Consider the following 14994-nt stretch of genomic DNA (forward strand, 5'->3'; position numbering starts at 1 on the left):
GTTCTCCGCTTTATCGTGCCTTGGGGGACTGATCGTAGGTCGAGAAATCAACGAGCGTTCCGAGCATCTGGAGATAGGCAATCAATGCATCCATCTCCGAAATGACCTGCGGATTGCCGTCAAAGTCGCCAACCTTCGCCTTGGGATAGCGTTCGAGAAGAGCAGTTGTATCGGCGTCAGGTTCTGCCTGTGCCTTAACGTCGGCAAGTGCATTGTCGACCATTTCCTGGCTGTAAGGCACGCCAACAGCAATATTGGCCTTAAGGTTGGCCGAGATAGTGTTGATGTTGAGTGGGCGTTCCAGAAGGAAGCCGTAATTCGGCATGACCGATTCCGGCACCACGTCGCGTGGGCGCACCAGATGCTGCACATGCCATTCGTTCGAATAGCGACCGCCAACGCGCGCAAGATCTGGACCAGTACGCTTCGAACCCCACTGGAACGAATGGTCATACATGGATTCCGCAGCCAGACTGTAATGGCCATAGCGTTCCACTTCGTCGCGGAACGGGCGGATCATCTGACTGTGGCAGAGATAGCAGCCTTCACGCACATAGATGTCGCGTCCCGCCAGCTCCAGTGGTGAATAGGGGCGCATCCCTTCCACTTTCTCGATGGTGTTTTCGAGATAGAACAGCGGTGCGATTTCCACGATGCCACCGACCGTCACGACAGCCAGCGAGGCGATCAGCAACAGCGTTGCATTTTTCTCCAGTTTGGAGTGGTTTTTCAGAAAAGACATCAATCACACTCCTTATTCGGCTGGCTGCATGGTTGCATCAGTCGCAGGCTGCGCACCGCCCATAGGAACCTCCTTGCGCAGATTCCCACGAATGGTCTGATAGACGTTCCAGGCCATAACCAGCCCACCGGCGAGATAGAGCACACCACCCAGCGTACGAATGACGTAGTAAGGGAACATGGCTGCAACGGTTTCGACGAATGAGTAGACGAGGAAGCCCTGGCTATCATATTCGCGCCACATCAGGCCCTGCTGGATGCCAGCAACCCACATGGCGGCGGCGTAGAGCACGATGCCGAGCGTCGCCAGCCAGAAGTGCCAGTTGACCATGCGGATCGAGTAAAGGCGTTCACGGTTCCACAGCTTCGGTGCGAGATAATAGACGGCGGCGAACGAGATCATGCCGTTCCAGCCGAGCGCACCCGCATGAACGTGCCCGATGGTCCAGTCGGTATAGTGTGACAGCGAGTTGACAGCCTTGATCGACAGCATCGGGCCTTCAAAGGTCGCCATGCCGTAGAAGGCGATAGCCGCAACCATCAGGCGGATGATCGGATCGGTACGAACTTTGTCCCATGCGCCTGAAAGCGTCATCAGACCGTTGATCATGCCGCCCCATGAAGGCATCCACAGCATGATTGAGAATACCATACCCAGTGTCTGTGCCCAATCGGGAACAGCAGTGTAATGCAGATGGTGCGGACCGGCCCAGATATAGAGGAAGATAATCGACCAGAAGTGCACGATCGACAGACGATAGGAATAGACCGGGCGGTTCGCCTGCTTTGGTACGAAATAGTACATCATGGCCAGGAACGGCACGGTGAGGAAGAACGCCACCGCGTTATGGCCATACCACCACTGTGTCACGGCATCCTGCACACCTGCGAAAGCGGAATAGCTCTTAACGCCTAAGAACGAGACAGGGATCGCCAGATTGTTGATGATGTGCAACATGGCGATGGTGATGATAAACGACAGATAGAACCAGTTTGCCACATAGATATGCGGCTCCTTGCGCTTCAGGATCGTACCGAGGAAAACCACCAGATAGGCCACCCAGACAATGGTGAGCCAGATGTCGACATACCATTCCGGTTCTGCATATTCGCGGCTCTGTGTGATGCCGAGCAGATAGCCGGTTGCGGCCATCACGATGAAGAGCTGATAGCCCCAGAACACGAACCATGCGAGGTCACCGCCGATGAGACGGGCGCGACAGGTGCGCTGTACGACGTAGAAGGAAGACGCAATAAGCGCATTGCCGCCAAATGCGAAGATCACCGCAGAGGTGTGCAGCGGACGCAGACGTCCGAAGTTCAGATAGGGTTCCAGATTGAGATCGGGAAAGGCGAGCTGCGCGGCGATAATCACACCGACCAGAAAACCGGCTACTCCCCAGAAAACCGTCGCGATGACACCGTAGCGAATCGGACCGTCCATGTAGGTGGATTGGTCGACCTTTTTTGGCGATAGGCTGTAGTCCGCATTGCGCATCAGCAAAATGGTGAAAATAGCCAGTGTAGCAAACAGAATCCACATATGGGTTCTGAACAGCTCATCATGAGAAAATCCGGCCAGAAGCACAGCAAAAAGCGCTCCCAGGCCAGACAGGACTGTTCCAGCGGCGTAGTTCATGTAATCCCCTCGCAGCGCAAGTCAGAAGCTGTCCAAGTAACGACAGCTATAGCGATAGGTTTCCTATCAGCACCTTGGGGATGGCTGTCATTGATCTAAATCAAAGACAGCTATCAAAGGGCCCGAAAAATAGGGAAGAAAGCCTGATTAGGGTTTGTCGTGAACGCGCTCCAACTGGATCATGATGCGGGATGCAGAATTATGTCATCCGACAATCGTACCCGGTACGATGATTGATGCACTCAGACCACTTTGCGGGCGATTGCGCAGCGTTAGCTCGCCGCCCATCCGTTCTGTGGCCATTTTCACGATTGCGAGGCCAAGACCGCTACCGGTTTCGTTGCGATGCGAACCGCGGAAGAAACGCTCGGTCACATGCGGCATTTCGCTTTCGGGAATGCCAGGGCCATCATCCTCGACGACGAGCCTGATTCTGCCCGCTTCGGCCTCGATCCGGCAGCGGACGGTGCCATCCCTGGGTGAATGATTGACCGCATTTTCGATTAGATTGCGTGCGGCAAGCGTAAAAAGATGAGGGGAGGGCAAATTAACCAGAGGCATGGCTTTCGGCAGTTCGATGGCAACGCCGCGCTGGGCAGAAAGCATCCGCATGTCCGTGGAAACCGCAACCAGAAGCTGGCAAGCCGGTTCATGTGTGGCTGTTTCCATTTCGTCGCTGGTTTCGAGCGCTGCGAGATCAAGCAACTGGCTGACAAGACGGCTGGTGCGGTCGACGCCCGCCGCGATCTGGCGGACGGCATTGGCGCGCATTTTATCGTCCTGTGCGCCTTCGGCAATCTGCGCCTGTGTCTTCAGTCCGGCAAGCGGGGTCTTCAACTCATGCGCGGCGAAGATCGCAAAGTTACGCTCGCGCTCACGCGCTTCCTCGACACGATGGAAAAGCCCGTTCAGCGCCGTGACGGCTGGTGCAATCTCCTTGGGCAGGTTCTGCTCGGGCAGCGGGCGCAGATCCTGCGCCTGTCGCTTGGCAAGCACGGACGCAAGGCGGCTCAGCGGATCAAGACCGCTCCTTACGCACAGCCAGATCATCAGCGCCAGGACAGGCAACATCAGCAGGGCTGGCAGCACAAGACCAGTCACCACGTTCTGTACCAGCCTTTCACGAACGCTCAGGCTGTCGCCGACCATGACACGCAGACCGAGTTGGGTGTTTTCCACCGCGAACACGCGCCAGCGGTCGCCCGCGACTTCCGTATCGGAGAAGCCGTTCGCGACATTCGTAAGCCTTACGCCAGGCGCGCTTTCAGAGCGCCCCACGAGCTTGCCGTCGAGCGCCCATATCTGGCAGAACAACTGCCGGTCATAGAGCGGGAAATCCGGCATCGGCTTCAGCGATAACTGCCCGCCATCGCCCTCCGGCCCAACTTCCACGCGATGCTCGGTCAGAAGCGAATTGACCATTCGTGCGGCTTCCATCAGGCGCGCATCGAGCACTTTTTCGAGTTGCGACTGGGTGCTGATGTGGATCCATACAACCGCAAAAAGCCAGACGACGCAGGTGACGCCGATGAGGATGCCGGTCAGGCGGCTGCGAATGGAATTCATGCGTTAGCCCCCGCGAGACGATAGCCGACACCGCGCACCGTTTCGATATAATCGGAACCGAGCTTCGAGCGCAGGTGGTGGATATGCACTTCCACCGCGTTGCTCTCCACTTCCTCCTGCCAGCCGTAAAGCGCTTCTTCCAGCGAAGATTTGGAGAAGGTGGCGGTCGGCCGTTCCATCAAGGCGCGCAGGATCGAGAACTCGCGTCGCGTCAGCCTGAGGGGGGCACCATTGAAACGCACCGACATCTCCGCCGGATCGAGCTCGACCCCGCGCCATTCGAGCAGGGCATTTGCGCGTCCGGCACCGCGCCTTGCGATGGCGCGCACGCGGGCTGCAAGTTCATGGAGATCGAAGGGCTTGCCGACATAATCGTCGGCACCCGCATCAAGGCCCGCTATGCGCTCGGGCACCTGATCGCGCGCAGTCAGCAAGAGAACCGGTGTTTCGTCGCGACCGCGTCGCATCGTCTTGAGGACGTCGAGGCCCGAGCCGTCAGGCAGCATCAAGTCGAGTACCACGGCATTATAATTCTGGGCGGCGAGGGCTGCTTCCGCATCGCCGCAATTGGAAACGGCATCCACGGTGAAACCGGCAAGCCCCAACCCTACGGTAAGTCCGTCAAGGAGGATTGGGTCGTCTTCTACCACGAGTATGCGCATGAGTTCCTGTTTCTGCCGTTATTGATGTTTAAGGCCGCCGAGGCTTTTCCGTGCGCCAGCTTAAGGCTGCCTTAAGGTGGCGGGGACATTCGCCTCTTGCAACATGATAAATTTATCCGAATCGAATTATGCGGAAAATGGTAATGCGTTTCCCTACGGGCCTTGTCGGCTTATTTATTGGTCTGTTTCTCGCGCTCGGCCCGGCATCAGCAGCGAACCCGCTGCCGGTCGATCAGGCGTTCCGTCTGAGCGTGCTGAAGGATGCCGATGGCCGTCTTGTGCTCAATTGGCAGATAGCGGACGGATATTATCTATACCGCGATCACATTGAAGCGAAGGACGGTCAGGGGAAAGCGCTTGCCGTCGACACACAACCCGGCCAGCCCAAGGACGACCCCAATTTCGGACGGCTTGAAGTCTATTACACCCATGCCACAGCAAGCGTTAAGGCCGGTGCGCAGCCGCTGGAGCTGACTTATCAGGGCTGTCAGGAAGACGGCATCTGCTACCGTCCTGAAACAAGGACCATCGATCCCGTCACGCTCGCAATATCCAGTGAAATGGGCCAGAAGGCAAAAGCGCTGATGCAGGCATCGGTGTTCGCGCCGGCTGCGGGTCAACCCGTGGAGCGGAATATGGCGTTTGCTCTCGCACCGGAAAAAGGCATGGTCGAAGGACTGCTCGATCAGGGTGGCACCGGACTGGTGATCGCGGCATTTCTGGCTTTCGGCGTTCTGCTTGCTTTCACGCCGTGCGTTTTTCCCATTTATCCGATCCTTGCCGGAACGCTGGCTCGCGAAGGTGAAAAGCTGACGGCAAAGCGCGGCTTCATGCTTTCCGCGGTGTATGTCGTCAGCCTTGCTCTGGGCTTTGCCGTTGTGGGTGCAATTGCGGGCTGGTCGGGGCAAAATTTGCAGATGGTGCTGCAATCGAAATGGACAGCGCTCGCACTGGCCGGAATGTTCACGCTTCTGGCACTCTCCATGTTCGGCCTGTTCCAGATACAACTTCCAAATTCTTGGGTCAGTGCAATTTCATCACGCACGGGCCAACGGACAGGCTCCAAACGATCGGCCGCCATTCTCGGTTTCTCGTCCGTGCTTATTGTCGGTCCTTGCGTGACGGCACCGCTTGCAGGCGCGCTGCTCTATATAGCGCAGACGGCCAATGTCGCGCTGGGCGCTTCCGCGCTCTTTGCACTCGGTATCGGTAAGGGATTGCCGCTCATTGCTTTCGCTACGCTCGGGGCGGGCACGCTTCCGCGCGCAGGCGCATGGATGGAAACGGTAAAGCAGATTTTCGGCTTCGGTTTTTTGGCGACTGCAATCTTCATGGCCGCTCCGCTTCTGCCGCCCGGCGTGGACATGGTGCTGTGGGCGCTTCTGCTTTTTGGGACTGCAAGTTTCGCCTTTCTCAGGATTCCGGGGCGCAGCGTTGTAGCGCGCACAATCGGCACGGCAGCTTTCGTCTATGGTGTCATTTTGATGCTGGGCGTCGCTTCGGGCGGAAAGGACCCGTTGCAGCCGCTGGCCGCATTCGGTAACCGTGGCGGCAACCAGAATCTGGCGGCGCTGCAATTTGCGCCGGTCGAGACGGTTTCTTCCCTTCAGGAGAAACTTGGCAGTGTGCGCGGCGACAAGCCGACGCTCGTCTATTTCACGGCGGATTGGTGCGTAAGCTGTTCCACCGTGGAGCGTCGGGTTTTGCCCGATGCGAGTGTGAAGAAGGCGCTGGGTGACTATCAGTTGGTGAAGGTGGATATTTCGCAGCTCACCAGCGGCAATGCCGATCTTATGGAAAAGCTTGGTGTGGCTGGCCCCCCGACGATGATCTTCTTCAATCGCATCAGCAAGGAACCGGAAGGAACCAGACTGGTGGGCGATGTCACAGCCGCCTCTATCGAACGTTCGGTCGGCCTTATGAGCGCTGACCATAAATAAAGGATGTAAGGATTCAAGATGGCCCGGGGGCAAGGAAATTGACCGTATCAACTGAAAAGCAGGACGCACGGAGATCATGGCTACGGGTGGCCGTAGTTGCCTGTCTGCCTTTTGCTGCCGCAGCATGCGCGACTGCATCGGCAGATCGGCCGATTGCCATCACCATGTCGCAGCCGGCAGCCTTTAAACCGGAGCCTGCGGCCGAACCAGTCACAGAACCGGCGCTGGAAGTGCAAACGGCCAAGAGCGAATATGAGACCATGTATGGCGCGGTGAATGATCGCGGCAATCTCATTCCCGCACTTGATGTCAGCAAGATTGCGGATCGCAATCTGCGCCGGGAAGTCGATTACGCCACGACGGAGCCGGTTGGCACCATTGTGGTCGATCCCTATGCGCGCTACCTCTATCTCGTGCAGCCCGGCGGCAAAGCGATCCGCTATTCGGTGGGTGTCGGTCGCGCCGGTCTGACTTTCTCAGGGGATGCCAAAGTTGCCTATAAATCGCAGTGGCCGCGCTGGACGCCGACGGCCAACATGATCAAGCGCAATCCGGAGCATTACGCAAAATATGCCAAGGGGCTGGAAGGCGGTATTCGCAATCCGCTCGGTGCCCGCGCGCTCTATCTTTATCGTGACGGCAAGGACACGCTTTACCGCATTCATGGCACCAACGAGCCTTGGTCTGTCGGCAAAGCAGCATCGTCCGGCTGCATCCGTCTCTACAATCAGGACATCCTTGATCTCTACAAGCGCGCTTCCGCCGGTGCGCGTGTCGTTGTTTTGGATAAATCCCAATCGGGCAAAGGAGCAAGCTCATGATGAACCGTCGTCAGATACTGGCCGCAACGGCAGCCGGTGCCGCAACGATTGTGATTTCAGGCCGGGAGAGCCTTGCGCAACGCGTGCCGACAGTTGCGGAAGTGCTTTACGACAAGGAAATTCCGGTTTTGGGCAATCCGAACGGCGATGTGACCATCGTGGAATATTTTGACTACCAGTGCCCCTATTGCAAGAAAGGGCATGGCGAACTTATGCGCGTGGTCAAGAATGATGGCAATGTTCGCCTTGTCATGAAGGACTGGATCATCTTCGGCGACACGTCGGCCTATGCCGCACGTCTGGTTCTGGCTGCGGAAAAATCCGGCAACTATGTGAAGGCGATGGAAGCGTTGATGGCGACGCCAGGTCGCCTCACGCCGGAACAAGTGGATGCCGCGCTGAAAAAGGGCGGACTGGATCCGGCAAAGCTCAATGCGGCCTACAAAGCCGACTCAAAGCGCATCAATGCCATCCTTGAACGCAATATGGATCAGGGTGAAGCCTTCAATTTCGGCGGCACGCCTTCCTTCGTTATTGGCACCAAGCTCTATGGCGGTGTCATGAAGGAGCCGGAACTGATCGAAGCGATCAAGGACGCGCGAAAGTCTTGAGCTGGCAAGCTTGATGAAGGGCGGAGTTAGATAGCTCTGCCCTTTTGATTCAAAACGGATAATGCTGCGGACCTTCGACGGTGATCCAGCGCAGGTCGGTGAACTCGTTGATGACGGCTTTTCCGCCAAACCGGCCATAACCGGAAGACTTCACACCGCCGAACGGCATTTGCGCTTCATCGGCAACCGTCGGGCCGTTGATGTGACAAATGCCGGTTTCAAGCTTTTTTGACAGCGCCAGCGCTCGTTTCACGTCCTGACTGAAGATCGCCGATGAGAGACCGTATTCAGTATCGTTGGCCACACGGATTGCCTCGCCGGCATCCTTGACACGGATGATGGGCTTCACAGGTCCGAAGGATTCCTGCGCATAGATGTCCATATCCGGCGTCACTCGATCGATGATCGTCGCCTCGACGATGGAACCGTCGCGCTTGCCGCCCGCCAGAACCTTGCCACCCTTTGCGACCGCATCCTTGATGAGAGCATCCATGCGTTCGGCCGATTTGAGGTCGATCAGGGAACCGAGAACGACATTGCCACGCGGATCACCCGCAGGGAGCGATTTCGCCTTGGCGGCAAGTTTCTCCGCGAAGGCGTCAGCCACCTTCTCATGTACGATAAAGCGTTCCGTGGACATGCAGATCTGGCCCTGATTCATGAAGGCACCAAAAGCAGCGGCATCGACCGCTTGGTCAAGATCGGCATCCTCCAGCACGATAATGGGTGCCTTGCCGCCCAGTTCCAGCAGCACCGGCTTCAGATGCTCAGCTGCCAGTTTGGCGATGATCTTGCCGATATTGGTAGAGCCGGTGAAATTGATGCGGCGGACCGAAGGATGAGCGACAAGGGCCGCGACGATTTCCGGCGCATCCTCGGGCGCATTGGAAATGACATTGACCACACCGGCAGGAAAACCCGCATCGTTGAGCGTTTTGACGATCAGGTGATGAACGCCGGGGCAGGATTCGGATGACCGCAGGATAACCGTGTTGCCGCAGGCAAGCGCCGCCGCTATCGCGCGGGCGCCGAGAATAATTGGCGCATTCCATGGTGCCATGCCAAGCACCACGCCAACCGGCTGACGGACGGCCATGGAAACGATGCCAGGTTTGTCGGAGGGGATGATCTCCCCGGTGATCTGAGTGGTTAGCGCAGCAGCTTCGCGCAGCACACTGGCGCCAAGGCGCACATTAAAGCTCGACCAAGGGGCGGTCGCCCCGGTCTCTTCGAGCATGAGACGGATGAATTCATCGGCCCGGCTTTCCATCAGATCGGCAGCCTTGTTCAGCAGCGAACGACGCTCGTTCGGTCCCGTTTCAGACCAGTTTGCGAAGGCTTTCGCGGCAGATTTCGCAACCGCATCGACGTCGGCGAGGTTGGCCGCAGGCGCTGTAGTGGCGACTTTTGTGGTAACTGGGTCCATGCGGTCGAATGTCTTGCCCGATGCGGAGGCCATCTCCTTACCGTCGATAATGAAGCCGATTGTCATCATGGTCTTCTCCCTGTTTTAAGCATTTCCCGCAAAGTGCGAAGCGGCCTTGCGCAGGATAACGCGGCGAAACAAACACTTGGAGCGGTTTCGATAACTTAGGTTCAACGGGAAACGCTCTAAGTACCGCATCATGGTATAAATGCAGGAAGCTCGCATGACCCTTATTTGTGAACAGGCTGTGGAACGGTGAAATGCGCCGCGAGAGTCTGGTTGAATTGGACCTGTAATAAATGGCTGCTTTGTCGGAAGATATCCCACAAACATCAAGGTCTTTGCGCTACTTGAATAACTGGAGCGGTTCACTTGTACATAATGCAAGGAACCGCTCAGCCTTTTTGTTTTATACACTGTCCGGCACATTGAAGCCGGACAAACAATCAACCTGGCATTATGAATTATCCCAGATATTCATCGCACTTCTGACTCGAAAATGCGCTCTTTCGGGCATGCCGGATATTAAGAATCGAACACTACAGATCTTCTTTCAGCGATCAATGCAAAAGGATCTGTCTCGCCGGTGTCTTTTATTGCCATTCGGCCGTGTCAAGAGCAACATTCTCGAGAATTAGTGACCAATTATTTCCGATATAATAATCAGATTCAAATGTGCCATCTCTGTACCCGGAAAGCATATCTTGGGGTATGTGGATGATGATATCATTTTTTCCTGATACGTCGGAAGGAAGGATATTATGCAAGTAAGGTATTGTATTTCCGATTATTTCTCCAGATTCACTTTCACCATTCAGATAAATCATCAAATTAATACAATCATAGGAGGTCCACGTTGATGAGTATGGAATGTAAATATCTAGTCCATAAACTATACTGTTTCCATTTATTACATTCGCATAATTATTGAGATGTGGAGCGGGCAGAGTTCTGTTCGTATTATTATAGTCAGGATGATTTGATGTCGCGTTGCCTGTTACCGTCGGCACCACCGGTCTGCTTAGAACGGTGTTGGATGTCGTCGGATTTACAATCATGTAGGAAAAGAGATTGTACCCTTTCTGATCGGGGTCCGGATAAACGTGTGCATATGGAACTTCCACGCCGTCAAATATGGCTTCTTCGATAGATACAACTTGAACGTTTTCCTGTGCGGGGTTGCCTGGTGCGTTAGTGGAAATCCAGAACACTACATTCTGTCCCCGGAGATAGTTCTGGGGCTTTTGGATTTTTAACGTGAAGCCCGGATTGTTGACTGTGGGGCTATCGGGGATGGCGATAGGATTGGGATTGAAAATTACCGGCATCAGGTTTTGATCGAAGTCGCCAGAATCAAATGTGGCAATAACGAAAGTATATTCAAAAGCGCCTGCCGAAGGGACGTTTTTGGGAGCGATTGAGATCGTGCCGCAGAACCGCGTCAGACTACCGATCTTGAGGGTAGCAAAACCGTTGCCATCCGTTTTTGTGGTAATCGAGCCGGACGAATCGACCTGAACAGCTTTATTCTGCGAATCGAAGAACCGCAGGTCTGGCGTTCTCGGACTGAAATACCAGAGCACCTCCTTACCGGGTTGAGGAATGTTTTCGGACAGGTACCGGAAGGTGTACAATACGGTCTGACTATCGTCGGAAGGATCAACTCCGTTGCCTTCCGAAGGATTGTGAGCATAATTCCTACCAATGAGGACCGAATAGTCCGGCAGGGCCACTTCATCATATTCATAGGTGAAATCACAATGCGCCAGAGCAAGTGGGGCATTGGCATCGAATTGTGCAAGTCCTGTGGTGGTACCTTTCACTGTGGCCGTCGCATAACCCTGGGCATCCGTCATAGGATCGAAATCCACAACGACGGCATCGTCTGAAGGCTCGTCCCAGGACATCGGATAATTGGCCAGCGCATGATCGAACTGGTTCGTCAGTTGCAATGTAACGACCGTCGTTTGATCGATGGGTAGGTGTGTGCCGCTCTTCGGTCCAATAAGCGTCAGGTTATTGTATAGACTGCTTTTGGTGAAGGTTAAGGTTTGTGTGGTCGATGTTCCATCGTCAGCAGTAACGGTTAGTTGCGTCGTGGCCGGCGTGGCTGGACGGCCTTTCAGTGTCTCATAGCGGATACGGTTATTTGACACCCCATATGAATCTGTTTTGGTGGTGGCGTTCTCCAATTCTGCGCCGTTGGTGCAGCTCCAGGTCAGTGTTGCGTTAGAAGCAGGCTGGCCGTTTTTTCCGGTAAGCTTTGCTTTTAAAGGCAGCCAGGTATCGTAGCGCATATTCGCACTTGAGGGTGGGGTTATGATTATGGCTGCTAACGCCGTAAAGTTGAGCGGAATGTTGGTGGGGACAGTTACACCAGGGTTCTCCGCAACGAGCACGCCTGAATTGATGGCAGTGTCAGCCTTAACTGTGAAAGTGGCGATTCCTTCAGACGAAGTGCGCGGATTTTGGTCGCTGACGGTAATATCGTCACTGAGGGAAGTTACGGTCAGAATTTCCGAAGCTACAGGTTTTTGGTCAAGATCCGTCACTTTGACCTGAACTGTCACAGTGTCGCCGACAGCGAACGGGCCAGCGTTTGGCGGCGTTATCTGTGTAATCGTATTCGCATAAACTTGGTAGCTTCCGGTATAAAGTGCCCCTCCTGACGATGTGATTTTTACATCAACGGTCTCAACCGTTCCCTGAGGGATTCCCTTGTCTGTCAGAGTGCTCTTTGCCGTACCGTCAGTGCCCGTCCAGGACACAAATGGCTGAAAATCAGAGGAACGGCGGCTGGAGGATGCTATCCATTGAATGAGTTGGCCTTGCATTGGCGAACCCTTTTCATCCTGCAATGTCACGGAAAAGTCTATTCCGTTTGCAGCTGAAATCGGTCCGGTCTTGCTCGCATCGGGTTGGACGTCTGTGAACCGTTGTCCGCCGATTGTGAACGTTGGATAGTCGAAGGCCAGCGTGGCCCCTTCAGTGCTACCGTCAAGGCTAACGCGTAGCTTTACCTCGCCGCTCATTCCATAGGGGACGTTATCAACCACTATCGTTGAAACGGCAATGCCGTCAGAGTCGGTTTTGCTCTTGGAAGGCGATATGTCTACCAGCGAGCTGTAGGACGTATCGTCGACCAATGACCACAGAATATCACAACCAGGAAATGGCGCGCCGTTCCCCCCAGTGTAAAGTGAACGAAGAGGGTATGTCACGCCCGGCTGCAAGACCGATCCATTGGGAGGCCAGAAATTGTTCACCTGCATCGTGGGGAGATCAATGGATTCAATCGTAAGATATGAAGAATTTTTGAGGTCCTCATAAGATATTGACAGGGTAGATTTTCCGGATTCCTGGTATTTATTGGATGATGTCTGATATAAAAAATTATTATGGAGTTTGGTTGATTTTGATATGTTGTTTATTGTGTCTTTTACTTGATAATTAATGCTATTGCCGTCATCAATTAAGTCTCCATTAGCATTAGCATTTAAAAGATAAAATTGAGTTCCTGAAACTCCCTTTGATGTTATTTTCGTTTTTCCACTTGCGTCATTTCTTGGGAATACTGTCTGCAAAACAGGACCATCTGTGACGGCTGGGGCTATGCTAGGGGCGCCGAAAATACAATCGATCTCAAGTTCTTCACCCGGTTCATCCTGTGGCCAGACAGCGAGGCGTATGGCCACCTGTGCGTCGGGATCATCAAGCGGAACTTTGATATAGTTGATGCCTTCGCCTTTGCCGTTGGTCAGCGTGGTTGGCTGGCGAAGAACGGCCTCGCCTTCGACAAGTCGCCATATAAGCCTGCGTTTGAATAAAGGCTGGTTGAGCTTATCCTTATAGCTGACCGCAAGCTCGACATACTCGTTCGGGGCCAGAGCAGCTCCGCGTTCTGTCGTTTTATAAGATAGAATATTGTTTTGTTGAGTAAGTATATCGTTACGCATTATAATTTCCTTGAAATTGGATTAAAGTAGAAATGGTGCCGACTTGTTCGTCGGCACCGGTTCTTGAATAGATAAATTATTAAGGAAATAATCTTTATCAGGTAGGGCCGACGGTGTTTATGCTTCCTGCGTAGTATTTTTTCGGCATTGCGTATGTATTGTTGCCAATTCTATGTTTCACGCTGTAATCAATGTAGATCGTTCCGGGGGTCCCGATCGCATTCATTCCAAACCCGACAAGTTTTTCTTTCGGAATTACTGCAGTTAATGGGGATTGGCTGGTGCTTCGGAAATTAATTACTCCTAATGTAAATATGGTATTGTTCGGGATGTTGCTGCCCTGAAACCATCCATTGATGTAGACTGTCACAGTAATGACGTCGCCGTCTTGTAGATGGTCTGGGTTGCCATCACAGTCGATATAAACGGTCACGTCACTTGAGGCGTCATTCAGGGTTGCGGCGTGATTTAACAGATATGGGCTTTCATTGAGGGTGCGCAAAGGTGATGCGGGAGGCCGCGTGATGATTTCGCCTTCTGTCGTGGCATAAGCCGTCACTGGCGAAATAGAGTCATTGCCGTTGATAATGGTATAACCGAACCGGTTCTGCGCATCTTCATGGAGCATATTGACGGGAACCTGAAAGCCCTCATTGTAGATCGTGTTGAACGGACCGGATACGAATTGCGTTCCATTTATCAGCAAGGCGGCCTGCGCCCTCGGATACAGTTGGTAACTTGACGTAGTGTCGGGCAACAAGACAAGAATGTGTGTGCTGCTACCACCAAGCTGTATGATGCCGTCTTCATCCACCGGCAATAACGGAGGGCCGTATGTTGTGGTCAAACCCGAATAGGACGAGAAGAAGACTTCAGGCCCTACGTATCGACTGTCCGGATCATTCTCCACGACAAGACTGATTGAGGAAAGAGTTTTGGTTGGTGCGGCAAGATAGAAAGTGCACTTTCCGTCAGCGCCCACCTTAAGCACATAACCCTCATCCCCCCCGGCAACGGTGTTGTGGTCGCTGTCGATCACGATCAAAGTAGAGGGGGATGTGAAAACTTGCAGGTTCGGATACGATGAGCCCGCCCCACCGCTTACTGTCACGTCCACCTTAATAAGTTTGTCAGGTTCTGAAGTGGTTGGCACGGCCCCCTTTCCGAATTCTGTAGCTAGAGTTTTGTTGAACACAGGTGAAATCGTATATGTCATTGCAATATCCTTTGGGTTGTGATGCCCAAGGAGGATGAGTGAAATGAAGCTTATGAACTACTGACAAATCTGACACGGTGATTGCGAATATAGAGCGGTACCGCTTCAAATCCTCGGTCGCGGGTTGGGCGTAGCATCACGCTATCTCCAGCAATCATCATTCGGGCTAAAGTCAGATTTCTGGGTTACGGTATTCGAGAAGCAGCATCCTCGGCGCGATACGTCATTTTTTGATCGACAGGTTTTGCCCGATACTAAATCAGTAACTAATTTAGTAAAGTATAGTTGAAATAAATATCGATTTATGTTGATTTTTAATAGTTTGTATGAATAAATTTCACATCGAATTTCATTTTAAAAATTTATGGATCAAGTCATTGAAAAGCATTTCCTTTGAAAAGACGTGCGGATGCGCT

General features: G+C 53.7%; 10 protein-coding genes. 3 read left to right on the forward strand and 7 right to left on the reverse strand.

What is annotated here, in order from left to right:
• Window positions 1-10: 10 nt before the first annotated feature.
• From ccoO to FJQ48_RS01435, 4 genes are all read right to left on the reverse strand, one after another.
• Window positions 11-742, reverse strand: a complete 732-nt coding sequence (ccoO, locus tag FJQ48_RS01420; RefSeq protein ID WP_139973435.1) for a cytochrome-c oxidase, cbb3-type subunit II — start codon at window positions 740-742, stop codon at window positions 11-13.
• Between the two features lie 12 nt (window positions 743-754).
• Window positions 755-2380: a cytochrome-c oxidase, cbb3-type subunit I gene (ccoN, locus tag FJQ48_RS01425; RefSeq protein WP_139973436.1), complete on the reverse strand. Its 1626-nt coding sequence runs from the start codon at window positions 2378-2380 to the stop codon at window positions 755-757.
• 204 nt (window positions 2381-2584) lie between these two features.
• Window positions 2585-3946, reverse strand: coding sequence for an ATP-binding protein (locus tag FJQ48_RS01430; RefSeq protein ID WP_139973437.1), 1362 nt, complete (start codon window positions 3944-3946; stop codon window positions 2585-2587).
• On the reverse strand, window positions 3943-4608 hold the full coding sequence (locus FJQ48_RS01435) for a response regulator (RefSeq protein WP_139973438.1): 666 nt from the start codon (window positions 4606-4608) through the stop codon (window positions 3943-3945). The genes FJQ48_RS01430 and FJQ48_RS01435 overlap by 4 nt, the downstream gene beginning before the upstream one ends.
• A 143-nt stretch (window positions 4609-4751) precedes the next feature.
• On the opposite strand from FJQ48_RS01435, the gene dsbD reads away from it, so the two are divergent.
• The 3 genes from dsbD (at window position 4752) to FJQ48_RS01450 (ending at window position 7980) form a co-directional block, all read left to right on the forward strand.
• Window positions 4752-6548, forward strand: coding sequence for a protein-disulfide reductase DsbD (gene dsbD / locus FJQ48_RS01440; RefSeq protein WP_139973439.1), 1797 nt, complete (start codon window positions 4752-4754; stop codon window positions 6546-6548).
• An 86-nt stretch (window positions 6549-6634) separates the two neighbouring features.
• On the forward strand, window positions 6635-7369 hold the full coding sequence (locus tag FJQ48_RS01445) for a L,D-transpeptidase (protein ID WP_139973589.1): 735 nt from the start codon (window positions 6635-6637) through the stop codon (window positions 7367-7369).
• Entirely contained in the window at window positions 7366-7980 is a 615-nt protein-coding gene (locus FJQ48_RS01450; protein ID WP_139973440.1) for a DsbA family protein, read from the forward strand. Before FJQ48_RS01445 ends, FJQ48_RS01450 begins: the two co-directional genes overlap by 4 nt.
• 49 nt (window positions 7981-8029) lie before the next feature.
• On the opposite strand, the gene FJQ48_RS01455 is transcribed toward FJQ48_RS01450, so the two are convergent.
• The 3 genes from FJQ48_RS01455 to FJQ48_RS01465 all read right to left on the reverse strand — a co-directional run bounded on the left by FJQ48_RS01455 (window position 8030) and on the right by FJQ48_RS01465 (window position 14578).
• A complete protein-coding gene (locus FJQ48_RS01455; RefSeq protein ID WP_139973441.1) occupies window positions 8030-9475 on the reverse strand; it encodes an aldehyde dehydrogenase in 1446 nt (481 codons plus the stop codon).
• A 524-nt stretch (window positions 9476-9999) separates the two neighbouring features.
• A complete protein-coding gene (locus FJQ48_RS01460; protein WP_139973442.1) occupies window positions 10000-13362 on the reverse strand; it encodes an Ig-like domain-containing protein in 3363 nt (1120 codons plus the stop codon).
• 97 nt (window positions 13363-13459) lie between these two features.
• Window positions 13460-14578, reverse strand: coding sequence for a hypothetical protein (locus FJQ48_RS01465; RefSeq protein ID WP_139973443.1), 1119 nt, complete (start codon window positions 14576-14578; stop codon window positions 13460-13462).
• Window positions 14579-14994: the final 416 nt, after the last annotated feature.

It is taken from the genome of Ochrobactrum sp. CGA5 (genome assembly GCF_006345815.1).
In the GTDB taxonomy this organism is placed as follows: domain Bacteria; phylum Pseudomonadota; class Alphaproteobacteria; order Rhizobiales; family Rhizobiaceae; genus Brucella.